This window comes from Yoonia sp. SS1-5 (assembly GCF_038443705.2).
Taxonomy (GTDB): Bacteria; Pseudomonadota; Alphaproteobacteria; order Rhodobacterales; family Rhodobacteraceae; genus Yoonia; species Yoonia rhodophyticola.
On sequence record NZ_CP151767.2, the window covers coordinates 2,689,577 to 2,704,032 of the forward strand.

14 protein-coding genes are annotated in these 14,456 nt (G+C 59.4%); 7 read left to right on the plus strand and 7 right to left on the minus strand.

The features are described 5' to 3' along the window. Window positions 1-15: 15 nt before the first annotated feature. Window positions 16-1,518 carry a DUF2125 domain-containing protein gene (locus AABB31_RS14690; protein WP_342077429.1) on the minus strand — a complete coding sequence of 501 codons (1,503 nt, stop codon included), beginning with the start codon at window positions 1,516-1,518 and terminating at the stop codon, window positions 16-18. A 127-nt stretch (window positions 1,519-1,645) separates the two neighbouring features. Here AABB31_RS14690 and AABB31_RS14695 point away from each other — a divergent pair, with 127 nt between their 5' ends. The 3 genes from AABB31_RS14695 to AABB31_RS14705 are packed head-to-tail and all read left to right on the plus strand — an operon-like array spanning window position 1,646 to window position 4,169. After that, window positions 1,646-2,395, plus strand: a complete 750-nt coding sequence (locus AABB31_RS14695) for an SDR family NAD(P)-dependent oxidoreductase (RefSeq protein WP_342078820.1) — start codon at window positions 1,646-1,648, stop codon at window positions 2,393-2,395. Next, window positions 2,392-3,006 (plus strand): enoyl-CoA hydratase/isomerase family protein, encoded by a 615-nt coding sequence (locus AABB31_RS14700; RefSeq protein ID WP_342077428.1) that lies wholly within the window; start codon window positions 2,392-2,394, stop codon window positions 3,004-3,006. The genes AABB31_RS14695 and AABB31_RS14700 overlap by 4 nt, the downstream gene beginning before the upstream one ends. Next, the gene (locus tag AABB31_RS14705; RefSeq protein ID WP_342077427.1) at window positions 3,003-4,169 is read left to right on the plus strand and encodes a TIGR03862 family flavoprotein; all 1,167 of its coding nucleotides are present in this window, start codon (window positions 3,003-3,005) and stop codon (window positions 4,167-4,169) included. Before AABB31_RS14700 ends, AABB31_RS14705 begins: the two co-directional genes overlap by 4 nt. Window positions 4,170-4,179: 10 nt before the next feature. Here the strand turns inward: AABB31_RS14705 and AABB31_RS14710 are convergent, their stop codons facing one another. Continuing rightward, window positions 4,180-4,842 (minus strand): hypothetical protein, encoded by a 663-nt coding sequence (locus tag AABB31_RS14710; protein ID WP_342077426.1) that lies wholly within the window; start codon window positions 4,840-4,842, stop codon window positions 4,180-4,182. Window positions 4,843-5,002: 160 nt separating this feature from the next. On the opposite strand from AABB31_RS14710, the gene AABB31_RS14715 reads away from it, so the two are divergent. The 4 genes from AABB31_RS14715 (at window position 5,003) to AABB31_RS14730 (ending at window position 8,484) form a co-directional block, all read left to right on the plus strand. Next, window positions 5,003-7,111, plus strand: coding sequence for a YjbH domain-containing protein (locus AABB31_RS14715; RefSeq protein ID WP_342077425.1), 2,109 nt, complete (start codon window positions 5,003-5,005; stop codon window positions 7,109-7,111). A 2-nt stretch (window positions 7,112-7,113) separates the two neighbouring features. Continuing rightward, the gene (locus tag AABB31_RS14720; protein ID WP_342077424.1) at window positions 7,114-7,776 is read left to right on the plus strand and encodes a YjbF family lipoprotein; all 663 of its coding nucleotides are present in this window, start codon (window positions 7,114-7,116) and stop codon (window positions 7,774-7,776) included. 104 nt (window positions 7,777-7,880) lie between these two features. Then, a complete protein-coding gene (locus AABB31_RS14725) occupies window positions 7,881-8,102 on the plus strand; it encodes a hypothetical protein (RefSeq protein WP_342077423.1) in 222 nt (73 codons plus the stop codon). 187 nt (window positions 8,103-8,289) lie between these two features. Beyond that, on the plus strand, window positions 8,290-8,484 hold the full coding sequence (locus AABB31_RS14730; RefSeq protein WP_342077422.1) for a hypothetical protein: 195 nt from the start codon (window positions 8,290-8,292) through the stop codon (window positions 8,482-8,484). Here AABB31_RS14730 and holA read toward each other — a convergent pair. The 5 genes from holA to AABB31_RS14755 all read right to left on the minus strand — a co-directional run bounded on the left by holA (window position 8,481) and on the right by AABB31_RS14755 (window position 14,284). Then, the gene (holA, locus tag AABB31_RS14735; protein WP_342077421.1) at window positions 8,481-9,503 is read right to left on the minus strand and encodes a DNA polymerase III subunit delta; all 1,023 of its coding nucleotides are present in this window, start codon (window positions 9,501-9,503) and stop codon (window positions 8,481-8,483) included. The two genes, AABB31_RS14730 and holA, sit on opposite strands and share 4 nt — an antisense overlap. Beyond that, window positions 9,500-9,982 carry an LPS assembly lipoprotein LptE gene (gene lptE / locus AABB31_RS14740; protein ID WP_342077420.1) on the minus strand — a complete coding sequence of 161 codons (483 nt, stop codon included), beginning with the start codon at window positions 9,980-9,982 and terminating at the stop codon, window positions 9,500-9,502. The genes holA and lptE overlap by 4 nt, the downstream gene beginning before the upstream one ends. Next, window positions 9,975-12,509, minus strand: a complete 2,535-nt coding sequence (gene leuS / locus AABB31_RS14745; RefSeq protein WP_342077419.1) for a leucine--tRNA ligase — start codon at window positions 12,507-12,509, stop codon at window positions 9,975-9,977. Before leuS ends, lptE begins: the two co-directional genes overlap by 8 nt. Window positions 12,510-12,585: 76 nt before the next feature. Beyond that, window positions 12,586-12,939, minus strand: a complete 354-nt coding sequence (locus AABB31_RS14750) for a DUF3576 domain-containing protein (protein ID WP_342078819.1) — start codon at window positions 12,937-12,939, stop codon at window positions 12,586-12,588. A gap of 175 nt (window positions 12,940-13,114) precedes the next feature. Next, the gene (locus tag AABB31_RS14755) at window positions 13,115-14,284 is read right to left on the minus strand and encodes a porin (RefSeq protein ID WP_342077418.1); all 1,170 of its coding nucleotides are present in this window, start codon (window positions 14,282-14,284) and stop codon (window positions 13,115-13,117) included. Between the last annotated feature and the right edge of the window lie 172 nt (window positions 14,285-14,456).

Below are 14,456 nucleotides of genomic sequence, written 5' to 3' on the forward strand. Positions count from 1 at the left end.
AAGATGTATCGCGATCTATCGGATGCGCTGACCATTGGCCAGAACTTGGCCGTCTGCGTTGACTTCAAGCTTGGTTTCCAACTGGTCATCGCCGGTAACCTGCGTGAACATGCCAAGCATCATGCGGCCACCCATGACCTGATCTTCCGGTAGAAGGCCCATGGCGACAAGATTGTCGATCAATCCGTTGATGCCGCTGCCTTGAATGACAACATCACCCTCGGGGCGGGGGAACCCGTCAAACGTGGTCAGATCCGAATTGTCGAAGGTAAAGGCCCCTTCGCCCGTGATCAACGCGCCAGCCAGCGCGATCTTGAGCGCGTCCAGATTGACCGCGTTCAACTCGAACGGCATGTCGGCGTCATTCATGGCATCGGCCTGTGCAGGGTCCATGACGTCGAATAGGGGGCGGGCCTGCCCGCTGAGGGCAAATTGCAACGTTGAAGGATCGCGGGGCAGCACGGTGCCTGGATCAAACATGTCCCAGACCATGTCATTGAGCACGATATCAATGAAATCAAAGCTGAACCGGAAGTCGGATGGCGCATCAGCCTTTGCAACGGGCATTTCCAGGCCAAATCCGTATTCGGCCATGCTGACCTCGACCGGGAAAGGCAGATCACCGCTGGCGATGTTGACGGCAACATCGGTGGTCGTGGCGTCATAGCCGATGATCTCGGCGCTCATTTGGGCGTTCAGGTTCGTGTTGCCAGTGCTGACAGACCCGGCCAGCTGGTCGCCATCTGCGTTGATATCAAAGACATAGTCGGCCCGGTCCACGGTGTATCCGCCGGAAAAGGCGAAACCGTTTGTGAACAGGTCGTCCGGGTTGTCGAAATCCGCATCAAGCGGCAGTGCCATGTCGCCTTCCATGGCCATCCCTGCGATCTTGCCGCTGGCCACGACATATTCGCCCTCTGCACCCGGAACCTGAATATCGACCAGGAAATCCACGGACGCCAATGTGGCGTCATAGGTGATCTCGCGCAGATCACCGGTTGCCGATGTATATGTCGCGTCCAGATCATTTGCAGTCAGCTGTGCATCGCCGGTAAAGGTGATGTCGCCATCGACAACGTCACGCAGGGCCACCTTATAGCTGTCTGCCGAGACGTCATAGCGCATCGCGTCAGGATCACCGCTGACGATCATCTCAAGGCCGGACTGGCTGACGTCAATTGTGACGACCGCGCCGGTGACCGGGGTGATCAGGATCGGGTAGCTTTCGGACATGGTGACCTTGACGCTGCCATCGCCCTGCTCTTCGAACGTGATGTCACCCAAGGCCGCATTCACGGTGACGTCGTCATCGGACATGTTGATCGCCAGATCCCGCACTGTCAGCGTGTCGCCTGACGCGTCTTCGGATCCGATGGTCAGGCTGTCTTCGCCGTAAAGGGCGATCTGCGACTTCCAGTCTTCCCAGACCTGGGCCGCGGTGACATCTGCATGTGCTGCCCCTCCCGCGAAAATTGCGGCGATGCAGACTGCGCTGCGCAACCCTTTTGAATTGGTCATGGTGCGTACCTTTCGTTATCTCTCTTTCGAACCGACCCGCGCCCACGTAGGATGGGTTTAAGGCCGAACTTGACTGTTCATAACTAGCCACCCGTGCTGGGGATCAAAAGGGATAAGCGTGAAAAAGATGGATATGGTGGGGAAAACCGTACTGATAACCGGGGCAAGCCGGGGGATTGGCGCCGCGGCAGCGCGGGCCTTTGCGGCGGCGGGCGCCAATGTGGCGCTGGTTGCGCGCAGTACCGATGCAATCGCCGATATTGCGGGCGAGATTGGCGAAAAGGCGCTGGCCATTCCATGTGATGTGTCCCGCTATGCCGAGGTGGAATCCGCCATTGCGGCCACGGCCCGTACCTTTGGCGGATTGGATGTGCTGATCAACAATGCCGGTATCATTGATCCTATCGGGCATCTGTCGCAGGCCGACCCCGATGCCTGGGCGCGCGCTATTGATATCAACCTCAAAGGGGTGATGCATGGTATGCGGGCCGCCATGCCGGGTATGATTGCCCAAGGCGGGGGGACGATCATCACGGTGTCGTCCGGGGCTGCACATGGCCCGGTTGAAGGGTGGACCGCCTATTGCAGCAGCAAGGCAGGCGCCTACATGCTGACCCGGGCTGCGGATAAAGAGGCCCGGACTGCCGGGCTGCGGATCATGGGGCTTTCGCCGGGGACGGTAGCGACCCAGATGCAGCGCGAGATCAAGGCATCCGGGATCAATCCGGTCAGTCAATTGGACTGGTCCGATCATATCCCGCCCGAATGGCCAGCCCAGGCGCTGTTGTGGATGTGCAGCCAGGACGCCGACCCCTATCTGGGGACGGATGTCAGCCTGCGCGACGACGATATCCGGCGCAAAGTCGGGCTGCTATGATCGAGCAGACCCAAGAGGGCGACCTGCGGATCGTGACGATCAACCGGCCTGACAAGGCCGGTGCGCTGACCCGCGACATGCTTGTGACCCTGGCCGAGATCGCCGAACAATCACAGGCGGTCAAAGCCTTGATCATCACGGGGACCGGGCCGGTTTTCAGTGCCGGGGCCGATCTTGCCGCGTCGCGGGCCGGTCTTGCGACCGATCCGGTGTGGGAACGTCTTTCATCCGCGATTGCGGGGCTTCCCGGCCTGACGATAGCCGCCTTGAACGGTACAGCCGCCGGTGGGGCCTTGGGAATGGTGTTGGCCTGTGATCTGCGGATCGCCGTTGCAAGCGCCAATATATTCTACCCGGTGATGAAGCTTGGATTTCTGCCGCAACCCTCCGATCCGCCGCGGATGCGCGCGCTGATCGGCCCGGCCCGCAGCAAGATGATCCTGATGGCGGGCAAAAAGATACCGGCGACCCAGGCGCAGGATTGGGGGCTGATTGACCAGATCAGTGAGCCTGCGACGTTGCTGACAGACGCGCGGGCCCTTTGCGCCGATGCGCTGCAGGCCGATCCCGCCCATATTGAAGGCATCAAGCGTCTGATTGCCGTCCGTTGACACATGCCTTGGTGATTGGGGCCGGTCCGGCAGGGCTTATGGCGGCAGAGGTCCTGGCGGATGCAGGGCATGCGGTCACCATTGCCGACGCCATGCCATCCTTTGGACGGAAATTCCTGATGGCGGGCAAATCGGGCCTGAACATCACCAAGGACGAACCGGCAGATAGGTTCCTTGCCGCATATGGCGATGTACCTTCGGCGTTGCGCGACGCGGTGGCCCGTTTCGGCCCTGACGACGTGATCAAATGGGTCGAAGGGTTGGGGCAGGCGCATTTTACCGGCTCTACCGGGCGGGTTTTCCCGCAAACCATGAAGGCGTCACCCTTGCTGCGCAGTTGGTTGCAGCGGTTGGGGCGCATGGGTGCTGTGCAACAGCGGCGCTGGCGCTGGGTCGGGTGGGACGGCACAGCCATTGCGTTTGAAACGCCCGACGGCCGGATGACCGTTGACCCGGATGTGACCATATTGGCGCTGGGCGGTGCAAGCTGGGCGAAATTGGGTGCCAATGGCGATTGGTCAAAGTTGCTGCCCGACGATGTCGTGCCATTTCAGCCTGCGAATTTCGGATTGGCGGTGCCTTGGTCCAGCTACGTGCAGCCGCATTTTGGCAGCCCGATCAAATCGGTCATGATGCAGGCAGCGACCCTGCGCACCCGTGGTGAGTGTGTCTTGACATCCCATGGGCTTGAGGGGGGCGGCATCTACATGCTGGGACCTGCCCTGCGAGAGGGCCACCCGTTGATCATCGACCTCAAACCGGACTGGTCGCTTGAAAAGCTGCGTGTCGCGCTGGCCAAACCGCGCGGCAAGAACAGCCTGTCGAACCACCTTCGCAAGACCGTTCGGCTTGAGCCTGCGCAAATCGCACTTTTGGCCGAGTTCGGTCGCCCCTATCCGGATGATCTGGGCGGGTTGATCAAGGGCCTGCCGATACCGCATGACGGCCCGCGGCCCATGGACGAGGCGATCTCAACAGCCGGCGGTGTTCGGTTTGACGCATTGACTGGTGATTTGATGCTGTCGGCCCGCCCAGGTGTCTTTTGTGCAGGCGAGATGCTGGATTGGGAGGCACCGACCGGCGGCTACCTGATCACCGCATGTCTGGCCACGGGACGGCATGCAGCGCTGGGCGCGTGCCGGTTTCTGGCTGGGCGAGATTAGGGTGCTGACCCTAGGCCACCAATCGCAAATCCGGTTGTCGCTTGTCATACAGCGCCAGATCGGGCGCGTAGCGATCGGCAACCAGATCCCTGGACGGGGCGTCGTATCGGCGCAGGTGCGTGCCGAGTGACTGATGCTGTTCGGCATGATCACCAAAAGCTGGCGCAAAGCCCATATCCCCGAAAATTGCGCCCAGTTCAGCATTGGCGAACTCTGCCCGGACTACATGCGTCACCCGATCAGCACACCATGCATCCAGCGACCACGCGCCGATCGACTGCCAGCATTGTCGCCGCCCCATCCGTTTGCGACAGGGCTTGTTGCTAAGCGTGCGTAGCCAGCGGTGAAAATCCGGATTGGAAAGGCCGATCCTGCGGCGCAGTCGCCACCCGTGACGGGCCTGTGCAATCCGGTCATACAGCTTTGTCAGTCGCGCATATGGGTTCTGGATGATTGCGATCCGCGTATAGTCTGCAAAGTCGCGTCCCATCAGGTCAAAGGCGATCTCTGCCTCGACCGGGGACATCCCGGAAAAGAGATTTGTACCCGCGCTTTTGCGCCAGTCGGATGCGACGGGCTGATCAAGCCAAGGCAGCAAGGCACCGGCGACCCATGGGCAGGCACCCAATGGTTCCGAAAATACAATAAACCGGCAGCTATGCGAGACCAACATGGGCGCAACTTCCGGCGTTATGGTTAACAAATAATGTACACGCATAACGTGTATTTGTGATTTTGCTGTTATCTGTGGCCGAGACGCCCGGACTTTCGGGATTCACAAAGACCGCTGCGCAGGATAGGTATATCTCTCAAAGGTGAGTGGGAGACATACAATGCCAAAGCGCATCCATCTTGCGCCGACGGTTGCGGTTGCGGCCAGTATGGTGGCTGGATCAGCCGGGGGGCAGGACGTTTCGGCGACCTATTCGCTTTACGGGACACCCGGGCTTCTGGAAACGCCAACAGCACAAAGCGCCCCCGAGAACGAGGTTGCGGCAACCTTTGCCTATACGGATACCTATCTGCGCTCGACCCTCACATTTCAGATTACCAAGCGCCTTTCCGGCAGCTTTCGCTATTCCAATGTCGATCTTTACGATGATCCGTTTGTCGGGTCGGTTGACCGGGATCTGGAACGTGGCTTTGACCTGCAATACCGGTTCAACAATGAGGGACAGTATCTGCCCGCCATGGCCATCGGGCTGCGGGACTTCCTGACGCCCGGCCGGTTTCAGTCGGAATATCTGGTTGCATCCAAATCCGTGGGTGATGCCCTGATCGTCAGTGCTGGCCTGGGCTGGGGGCAACTCGCGACGGCAGATGGTTTCGACAGCCCGTTTGGCAGCCGGTCAGTGGCCGAACCAAGTGGGCAGCTGGGGCCAGATGCGTGGTTCCGGGGCGATGCGGCGCTGTTCGGCGGTTTTGAATACCAGATCAATGATCGCTGGGGCGTGAAGGCCGAATACAGCACCATCGCCTATCCAGAAGTCGGCAATGGCGTGGCGATACCTGTCGAGTCGCCCTATAACTACGGTCTGACCTACCGCCCGCGCGAGGGTGTCCAGCTTGGGCTGTCCTATCTTTATGGCACACAGGTGGGCATTTCGGGCAGTTTCGCCCTGAACCCCAATCGCCGCCCCGGAAGCAGCGGCACAGAACGTGCGCCCGCCCCGATCAAGGTGCGGAGCGCCGACGCGCGCGCGGCCCAAAGCTGGGATCGGGCCGCGGTTCCTGAAAATGCGATTGCCACGGCGCTATCCGCCTTGTTGAAGACCGAAGGCATCACGCTTTCCGGCGTCGATATTTCCGATACAACGGCCCGCATTCGCTATACCAACGGGCGCTACAGGTCAGAGGCGCAGGCCGCCGGGCGAGTGGCGCGCATGGCCACGCAGGTCGTCCCCGATTCCGTCAAGACATTCGTGCTGGAACCGCAGCGCCGGGGTATCCCGCTTTCGGCTATCCGGATTGCGCGCAGCGATCTTGAACAGCTGGAAAACCGGGCTGGCGGCACTGATGCCATCCTGTCCCGGGCGGAATTCGACGATGCAGGTCCCACCGCCGATTTGCGCATGGTTGATCGGGAGGGTAGCAGCTTTGCCTGGGGGCTTGGCCCCTATTTCCGCCTGAACCCGTTCAGTGGCAATGGATCCGTTGATCTAGATATCGGCCTGTCGCTGCGCGGTGTCTATACGATCCGGCCGAATATGGTGTTGTCTGGTGCTATCGAACAAAGCCTGCTTGAGCCCGAGGATGATCCGGCCGGCGTTGACGCAACACCCGATGTGCAAAACGTGCGGTCCGATGGCAGCCGCTACGGCAATGACGGGGTGCCCGTGCTGAGCAGCCTGACATTCAGCCATTTCGCACGGCCGGGCACCGACCTTTATAGCCGGGTCAGTGTCGGTTATCTGGAACGCTTTTTTGGCGGGGTCTCGGGCGAGCTTTTGTGGAAGCCGGTCAATAGCAGTCTGGGTCTGGGTGTGGAAATCAACCAGGTCGCGCAGCGCGACTCGGACATGCGGTTTGGGTTCGAGGAATATGACTATGACGTCACAACCGGCCATGTGTCGGCCTATTATGACTTTGGCAACGGGTATCATGCGCAGGTCGATGCGGGGCGCTATCTGGCCGGCGATTGGGGCGCGACGATCTCGGTTGATCGGGAGTTCGACAATGGGTGGGTGATCGGGGCCTATGTCACGCAAACCGATCTCGCCTACGAGGACTTTGGCAGCGGGTCCTACAACAAGGGTGTGCAGGTGACGGTCCCGCAGGACTTCTTTACCGGCTCGCCAACGCGGGGCAGCTATGCAAACACCTTCCGGACCCGGGCCGGCGACGGGGGCGCACGCCTTCAGGTTGATGGACGGCTGTATGACGTGGTGCGCGATGGGCATCTGGCAGACCTGTCAGATACATGGGGGCGGTTCTGGCGATGAGCATGCGAAGATTGAAAACAGCGTCTATCGGACTTGTGGCGGCTGCCGTTCTTGGCGGCTGTGGCCCGCTGAACAAGGGCAGCACCGCATCGCAGGTGGCCGATCTGATCGTTGACTTGACAACAGGCAGCACACAGACGGCGCCAACCGCTGCCCCACCTCTGTCGCCCGAAGAAGTCCGGGCCAATCCGGGCAAGTTCATGCGGGTGAATATCCGAAACCGCAATCGGTGGGATACGATGATCCAGGCCGGTGAAAACGGCACCCGGACGACCTGGGTCGATAGTGAAAACAACAGCGTCACTGTCGATGGTGGGATCGTTGTCGCCAGTCGTGGCCTGATGGGGGATTTGATTGCCGCAGATGTGGCTGAAGTGCGCGCAGCACTGCGCAGAGGCGGCGGAAACGCGCTGAGACGGCATGATTTCCTGAAAGATCAGGACGGAATTTCGACGGAACTGTTGCAGTGCCGCATCGTTTCGCAGGGGTCAGAAACCATCGAAAGGCTGCAAACACGCCGCAAAACCGTCAAATTCGAAGAGAAATGCGCAGGCGACTCGCTGGAATTTACCAACGTTTATTGGCTAAATGACGCAGGGTCCGTTATTCGCAGCCTTCAGGCGGTCTCGCCCGACGCTGGCTATCTGCAAATCGACGTTTTTTAATCTGTGACATGACATCTTGGATTTTGCTTAATGTCCTGATTTAAGGAAGCAATGTGGAGCGGCAGATAGCCGCACTCCACCCGTGCATTAATTGGAGTACTGATATGCGCCTTACAACTACGCTCGCCGCAGCCGCCGCACTGGCTGTTTCTGGTTTCGCTGCAAACGCTGGTGGCCTGGCCCCAGAAGTTATGGAAGCACCCGTTGTTGTTGTTGAAGAGCCAGCACCTGCTGGTTCCTCTATCAACAGCACATACGTGATCGTTGGTGTTCTTGCCGCTCTGCTTATCGCAGCTGCTGTGAACGCTGAAGACGACGACGAATAAGACCTTCTTTTTCGAATGTCTGGGAAAGGCTGGCTTTGTGCCAGCCTTTTTCGTTTTTGCGGATGGTTGCATCGTTTCAACCCCCGGGTTCGCGCGACTTGGCCATTTGCGTTGCTGCCGCGTGCAAGCGCAGGTAATAGTTGTATGGCGAAGACGAGGAAGATGTTTGGTGATGGGGAATATCGGGATGCGATACTTGAAAGTTGCAGTGGTAGCTATGGTCGGTTTTACACCGGTTGCGCATGCAGGTGGTCTGGCGGAACCCATCGCAGAGACACCTGTCGCACCCCCGCCGCCAGTTGAAACGCCGCAGATCGGCGTGAACGGCGGCTATCTTCTTTTGGGTGCGTTTGCATTGATGGCGGCGGCATCCGCGCTTTAGCGCCGCCCGATCATCGCCAATCTGATCAACGTCCGTTCCATCAGTGCGGCCTGCGGCGCAGTGCTGGCAGATCGCAGTTGCAAATCGACATCCGTCAGGGCCGTGAGCGCCCGTTCCAACCGATCCCGCCCCCAATTGCCCGCTTGCCGGGCGATCTTGTCGCGACGCGGCCCAAAAACCGGCGGGCGCAGCCGCCCGACCCCGGCGGCCGGGCCACCCGGGTCAGATGCGACAACATGTAATCTGCGAAAATGCCGCATGGCACCAATGCACAATGTCACCGGCGTGACCCCTTGGGCATAGAGGCTGCGCAGCACCGGACCGATCTGATCGGCCTGCCCCTGGGAGACCACATCAAGGATGTCGTCCACATCCACCTCTGCCGATTGCGGGGCGCAGGCGGTGACGTCCGCCACGGTCAGCGGGCTGTCATCGCCACGCTTATAAAGGCCAAGCTTTTCGATGGTCTGCCGGAAATCACCCGGTTCCAACGTGCCTGCAAGTGCCATCAATGCGTCGCCCACATCCCGGTCGGGCGCCGGCAGACCGGCAGCCGCGAGCGCCTGTTCCATGTCGGCCACCGTCGGGGGATCATCATAGACACCGATGGCAACGGCATTGGGATGGGCCTCGAACGCCTTGCGCAGGGCTGATTTGGCGGTCAATTGGCCCGCTGTCACAACGATCTGCGCATCGCCTGCCTTCCAGTCACGCAAGGCGGCGTCAAACAGCTTGCCAAGCCCATCGGTCGCTTCTTCGACAAAGGCCACGCGGTGCCCGGGAAAGAACCCCTGTGCCTTGATCGCATCGTCAAGCAATGCGGGATCCTTGCGCAAATCTGCGCCGTTGATCCGGGTCAGGCGCATTTCTTCCTCGCCCGCGGGGCCAATCAATGCGCTGATCGCGTCCTGGCGTTTGCCCGCCACGCGCATCGGGTCTGCGCCAAAGATCAGCAGACCGGTATGATTTGGGTCCGGCTTGCGGCAATATGCAGTAGCGGCCTGACCGGACAGCTTCATCCGTCCAGATCCGCGGTCAGGACAAGCAGTCGGCTGACGATGGCATCCGCCAGCGCGACGGAAAGGCGCGCCTGCGCATCCGTCGCGGCGGCTTGTGTGGCCACTGTAGATCCGGTGGCGGCATAGCTGGTGAATGTCTGGATTGTGCCACGGTCAATGACCTGTCCATCGGACCCATTGCGCAGGACCCAATCGGCGTCGCCCACCACGTTAAAACGGACCGTATCACCTTCGGCAGTGATCGCGGCCGGACGTTGCGTGCTGCCAAGTTCGACCGACAAGGCATAGCGCGGCTGGGTCGCAACGCCCAGCCGTTGTTCAAGCCGGTCGCGCAGCCGGAAACCTGCCACGCTTTCGGGGCTGTCGATAGTGACCTGGCCCCGCAGTCCGCTTGTATCGCCGTAAACCGGCGCAAACCCGCACCCCGCAAGGCTCAGCAGGCCCAAAAGGGCCAGACGGCGGGGGACCGCACTAGACAACAATGTTCACGATCCGGCCGGGTACGATGATCAGCTTCTTGGGCTGCCCGCCATCCAAGGCGCGTTGCACCGGCTCAAGATCCATGACGATCTTTTCGATGGCGTCCTTGCTGGCATCGGCGGCCACCTGGATTTCCGCCCGCCGTTTCCCATTGATCTGGATCGGCATTGTCACGCTGTCTTCGACCAACATCGCCGCGTCAGCCACAGGCCAGGGGGCATTTGCAACCAGCCCATCTGCGCCCAGCATCGCCCAGATTTCTTCGGACAGGTGCGGTGTCATGGGTGACATCAGCTGTGCCAGTACCTTGGCTGCGGTGCGTTTCGCATTGCCGCCAGCCTTGGATTTGGCCAGCACATTGGTGAATGCATAAAGTTTGGCAATCGCTGCGTTGAAGCCGAAGGTTTCCACACCCATCGTCACATCGTGGATTGCCTTGTGCATGGCGCGCAGAAGGTCGGCATCATCGGGGCTTGTCTCATCTGGCATCTCGGCGATTTGCGTGCAGACGCGATGAACGCGGCCAAGATGCTTGAACGCGGCATCAGCGCCCGATGCCGTCCATTCAACATCCCGTTCCGGCGGGCTGTCGGACAGGACAAACCAGCGGGCCGTGTCGGCGCCGTATTTGGCCAGAATGTCATCGGGGTCGACCACATTCTTCTTTGATTTCGACATCTTGGCGGAGGGGATGACCTCGACCGTCGTTCCATCCGCCAATTTGCCGTTCGTCACGTCTTCGGGCAGGTGATAGACGGGGCGGCCATTTGCATCGCGGGTCTGATAGATCTCATGGGTGACCATGCCTTGGGTAAACAGGGCGTCAAACGGCTCTGCGGTGCCTTGGGGCAGGTGGCCGGTCATGTTCATCGCACGGGCAAAGAAACGGCTATAAAGCAGGTGTAGGATCGCATGTTCGATCCCGCCGATATACTGATCGACATTCATCCAATAGGCGGCGTCATCAATATCGGTCGGGGTGGTGGCATGCGGGGCGGTGAACCGGGCGAAATACCACGAGGAATCCACAAAAGTATCCATCGTATCGGTTTCGCGCTTGGCAGGTTTGCCACATGACGGACAGGCGCAATCGCGCCATGTTGGATGGCGGTCCAGCGGGTTTCCGGGGATGTCAAAGCTGACATCATAGGGCAATTCGATGGGCAGGTTTTCCTTTTTCTCGGGAACAACGCCGCAGGCATCGCAATGCACAACGGGGATGGGGCAACCCCAATAGCGTTGGCGGCTCAGCCCCCAGTCGCGCAGTCGATATTTGACCTGACCCTGCCCAAGGCCGTTGGCCTCGAAATAGTCAATGGTCGCATCAATGGCGTCCTGACTTGTGACCTCGGTGATGCCGGCAAAGTGGTCGATAAAGACAACCGGTTCGGTCTTGGCGGGCACAAGGGCCTGATCTTGAACCTCGGCCGGTTCACCCGGCATGTGGAATGCATTGCGCACGGGCAGATCGTATTTCCGGGCGAAATCCAGATCACGTTGATCATGGGCGGGGCAGCCAAAGACGGCACCGGTGCCGTAATCCATCAAGACAAAATTGCCGACCCAGACCGGCAGTTCCTGATCCGGATAGATCGGGTGCTTGACGCGGATACCGGTATCAATGCCCTTCTTTTCGGCCTTTTCCATCGCAGCCTCGGTCGTATCCATCTTGCGGGTCTCAGCGATGAAATCGGCCAGTTCGGGTGTGTCGGCGGACATGGCAACCGACAGGGGGTGTTCGGGGGATATGGCAATAAAACTTGCGCCACGCATCGTGTCGGGGCGGGTTGAATAGCACACAATCGGATCGCCGCCATTGGTGGGGTGAAAGGGAATTTCGATACCCCGGGATTTGCCGATCCAGTTGGCCTGCATCAGTTTGACCTTGGCGGGCCAGTTGTCCAGCCCGTCGATGGCGGTCAGCAGTTCTTCGGAATAGTCGCTGATCCTAAAGAACCACTGCACCAGTTCACGCCGCTCAACCTCGGCGCCCGAGCGCCAACCCTTGCCGTCGATCACCTGTTCGTTGGCCAGGACGGTCATATCAACCGGGTCCCAGTTCACGACAGCTTTCTTGCGGTAGATCAGACCCTTGGCCAGAAAGTCGATGAACAGCGCCTGTTGCTGGCCGTAATATTCGGGATCGCAGGTTGCAAACTCGCGGGACCAGTCGATGGACAGGCCCAGCGGTTTCATCTGGTCGCGCATGTCCGCGATATTCTGGTAAGTCCAGTCCTTTGGGTGGCCGCCCGAGGCCATGGCCGCGTTTTCGGCGGGCATTCCGAATGCGTCCCAGCCCATCGGGTGCAAAACAGCGTGGCCGGTGGCCAGTTTGTAGCGGGCGATCACGTCACCCATCGTGTAATTGCGCACATGGCCGATATGGATACGGCCAGACGGATAGGGGAACATTTCCAGCACATAATATTTGGGCTTGTCGGCGCTGCGAACGGCCTTGAACGTGTCGGCATCCGCCCAGGCGGCCTGCCATTTCGCCTCGATCGTTCCGGGTGTGTAAGTGTTCATGATGCGGGTCTTTCAAGAAATGCAAACGCCGGGCAAGGGGCCCGGCGGTAGTCATAATCGGGCTTGGTACCGATGGCTATAGGGCGCCGTCGGCAATACGAAGCTGGCGCGCGCGTGACAGGATCGCGTCCTCGATGGCGCGCTGGGTTTCAAGCGCGACCGGACCGCTGCGCGATTGCAGGGCGACATTCAATGACCTTGCATCCAGTGCGGGGTCTGTCACCTGAATATTGGCGCGATAGGCCCGGTTGGTACCGGGCGGGGTGCCAAAACCGGTTGAGATGACGCCTGTGAAAGGATCAGCGGTCTGGATTGGCAGAAAGCTAAGCACATCTAGCGATGCGGCCCAAAGATACCGGTTTACGGCGACATTTTCAGCGCCGCGCGGCGTCGGGGCCTGGCCACCACAGGCTGCCAAGGCGGACAGGATCAGTGCGATCAGAAAGGATTTGGCAGTCTTGGTCACAAGGAACACTCTCAACGTGGCTTCATCTATGCTGGCAAAGGTGTAGCGAAGGGCCTGCCCGGTCACAAGAGAGCCAGCGCACAAAAAGAAAGAGCGGCCCCGAAGGACCGCTCTGCCTTAGACTTAAGAGACGCTTCGCTTAGAATGCGAGAGACAGCTCAACAGTTGTACCGTGCAGGTACTCTGGATCACCGATTTCGTCGTCATCTTCGTTCGCTTCGTTTTCAGCATAGGAAACGAGAAGCTCTGCACCACCGCCGAGGTCATATGTACCTGCGGCATAGTACTGGTTGGTGTTGTCGCCACCTTCTACGTCGGTGTTGATCACACCAGCGAAGAGTGTCACGCCTTGGCCAACTTCGTAAGAGCCTTCCAATGTGAATTCGTTGGTGTTGTCGTCCACGTCAGCAACGCCACCGGTGACTTCGTAAGCGGCACTTACAGCCAGACCACCAGCAGAGTAGTCAGCAGTCACACCGAAGTTGTCATCTGCAACATCGTTGATTGTGTAATAACCACCAACTGTCACAGGACCAACTGGGTAGGATGCGCCGAGACCCAGAGAGTTCTCTGTGCCATCGTCGATGTAAGAACCTTTCAGTTCTGCGCCAGCAACAGTTGCTGTCGCTGCAACACCGTATACTTCGTCAGCGCCCAGGAAAGCGTCCTGGTAAGCGAATTGCAGTTCAACCGGACCAACGTCGCCCTGAACAAACAGCTGCATCGCGTCCAGATCATCGTCAGTGGAAGAACCGTTACCCACTGTGTCGTCATTGCCGTACTCAACACCGAAAGAGATCATCCCTTTCCAGCCAGCAGCAGATACTTCACCAGTCAGGATTGCGTCGAAGCCGGCGCCAAGGCCCGCATCTGGGTCATCGGCGACAGCTGCTACACCATCAGGGCTTGTCGCAGTTGGGTCAAAGTGAACGTCCTGGTCGTTGAAACCTGGAACTTCGCCGTCAACTGGGCTGAAGTTGTCTTCTGCAACCGGGTCCAGATCACCGAACTTCAGTGCGGCGTTGTCGGTGGACAAAGACAAAACATAGTCGCTAGTTGCAACAGCTTCGCCCAGATCGTTTTCAACAACGTTCAGACCAAATTCAGCAGCGGCAACAACACCGTTGTCCAGTGCAGCTGTCATTGTCGTGTCGATTTCGGCGTCCCAGTAGAAGCCGTCTTCGATGTCATCGTTGTAGCCCAGAGTTGCCTCACCGGCGAACGCGATGCCTGGCGTCGCGTGGCCGTCTGCAGCTGCGGCGCCTGCAAAGGCGACAATCGCAGTTGTTGTAAGAAGGATGCTTTTCATGGATATTTTCCCTCGTGTTTTTGCATTCCCAAGAATGCCAGATTTACTAGCATTGCCGACTTCCTGCGCCCATCAGCCTGCACACTCAAGCAAATTGGGGCCGTTTGTCGCGGGTCTGCACAAAATGATGCATCAAGGACACACAGTGTTTTCGGCCATGACATCATGGGCA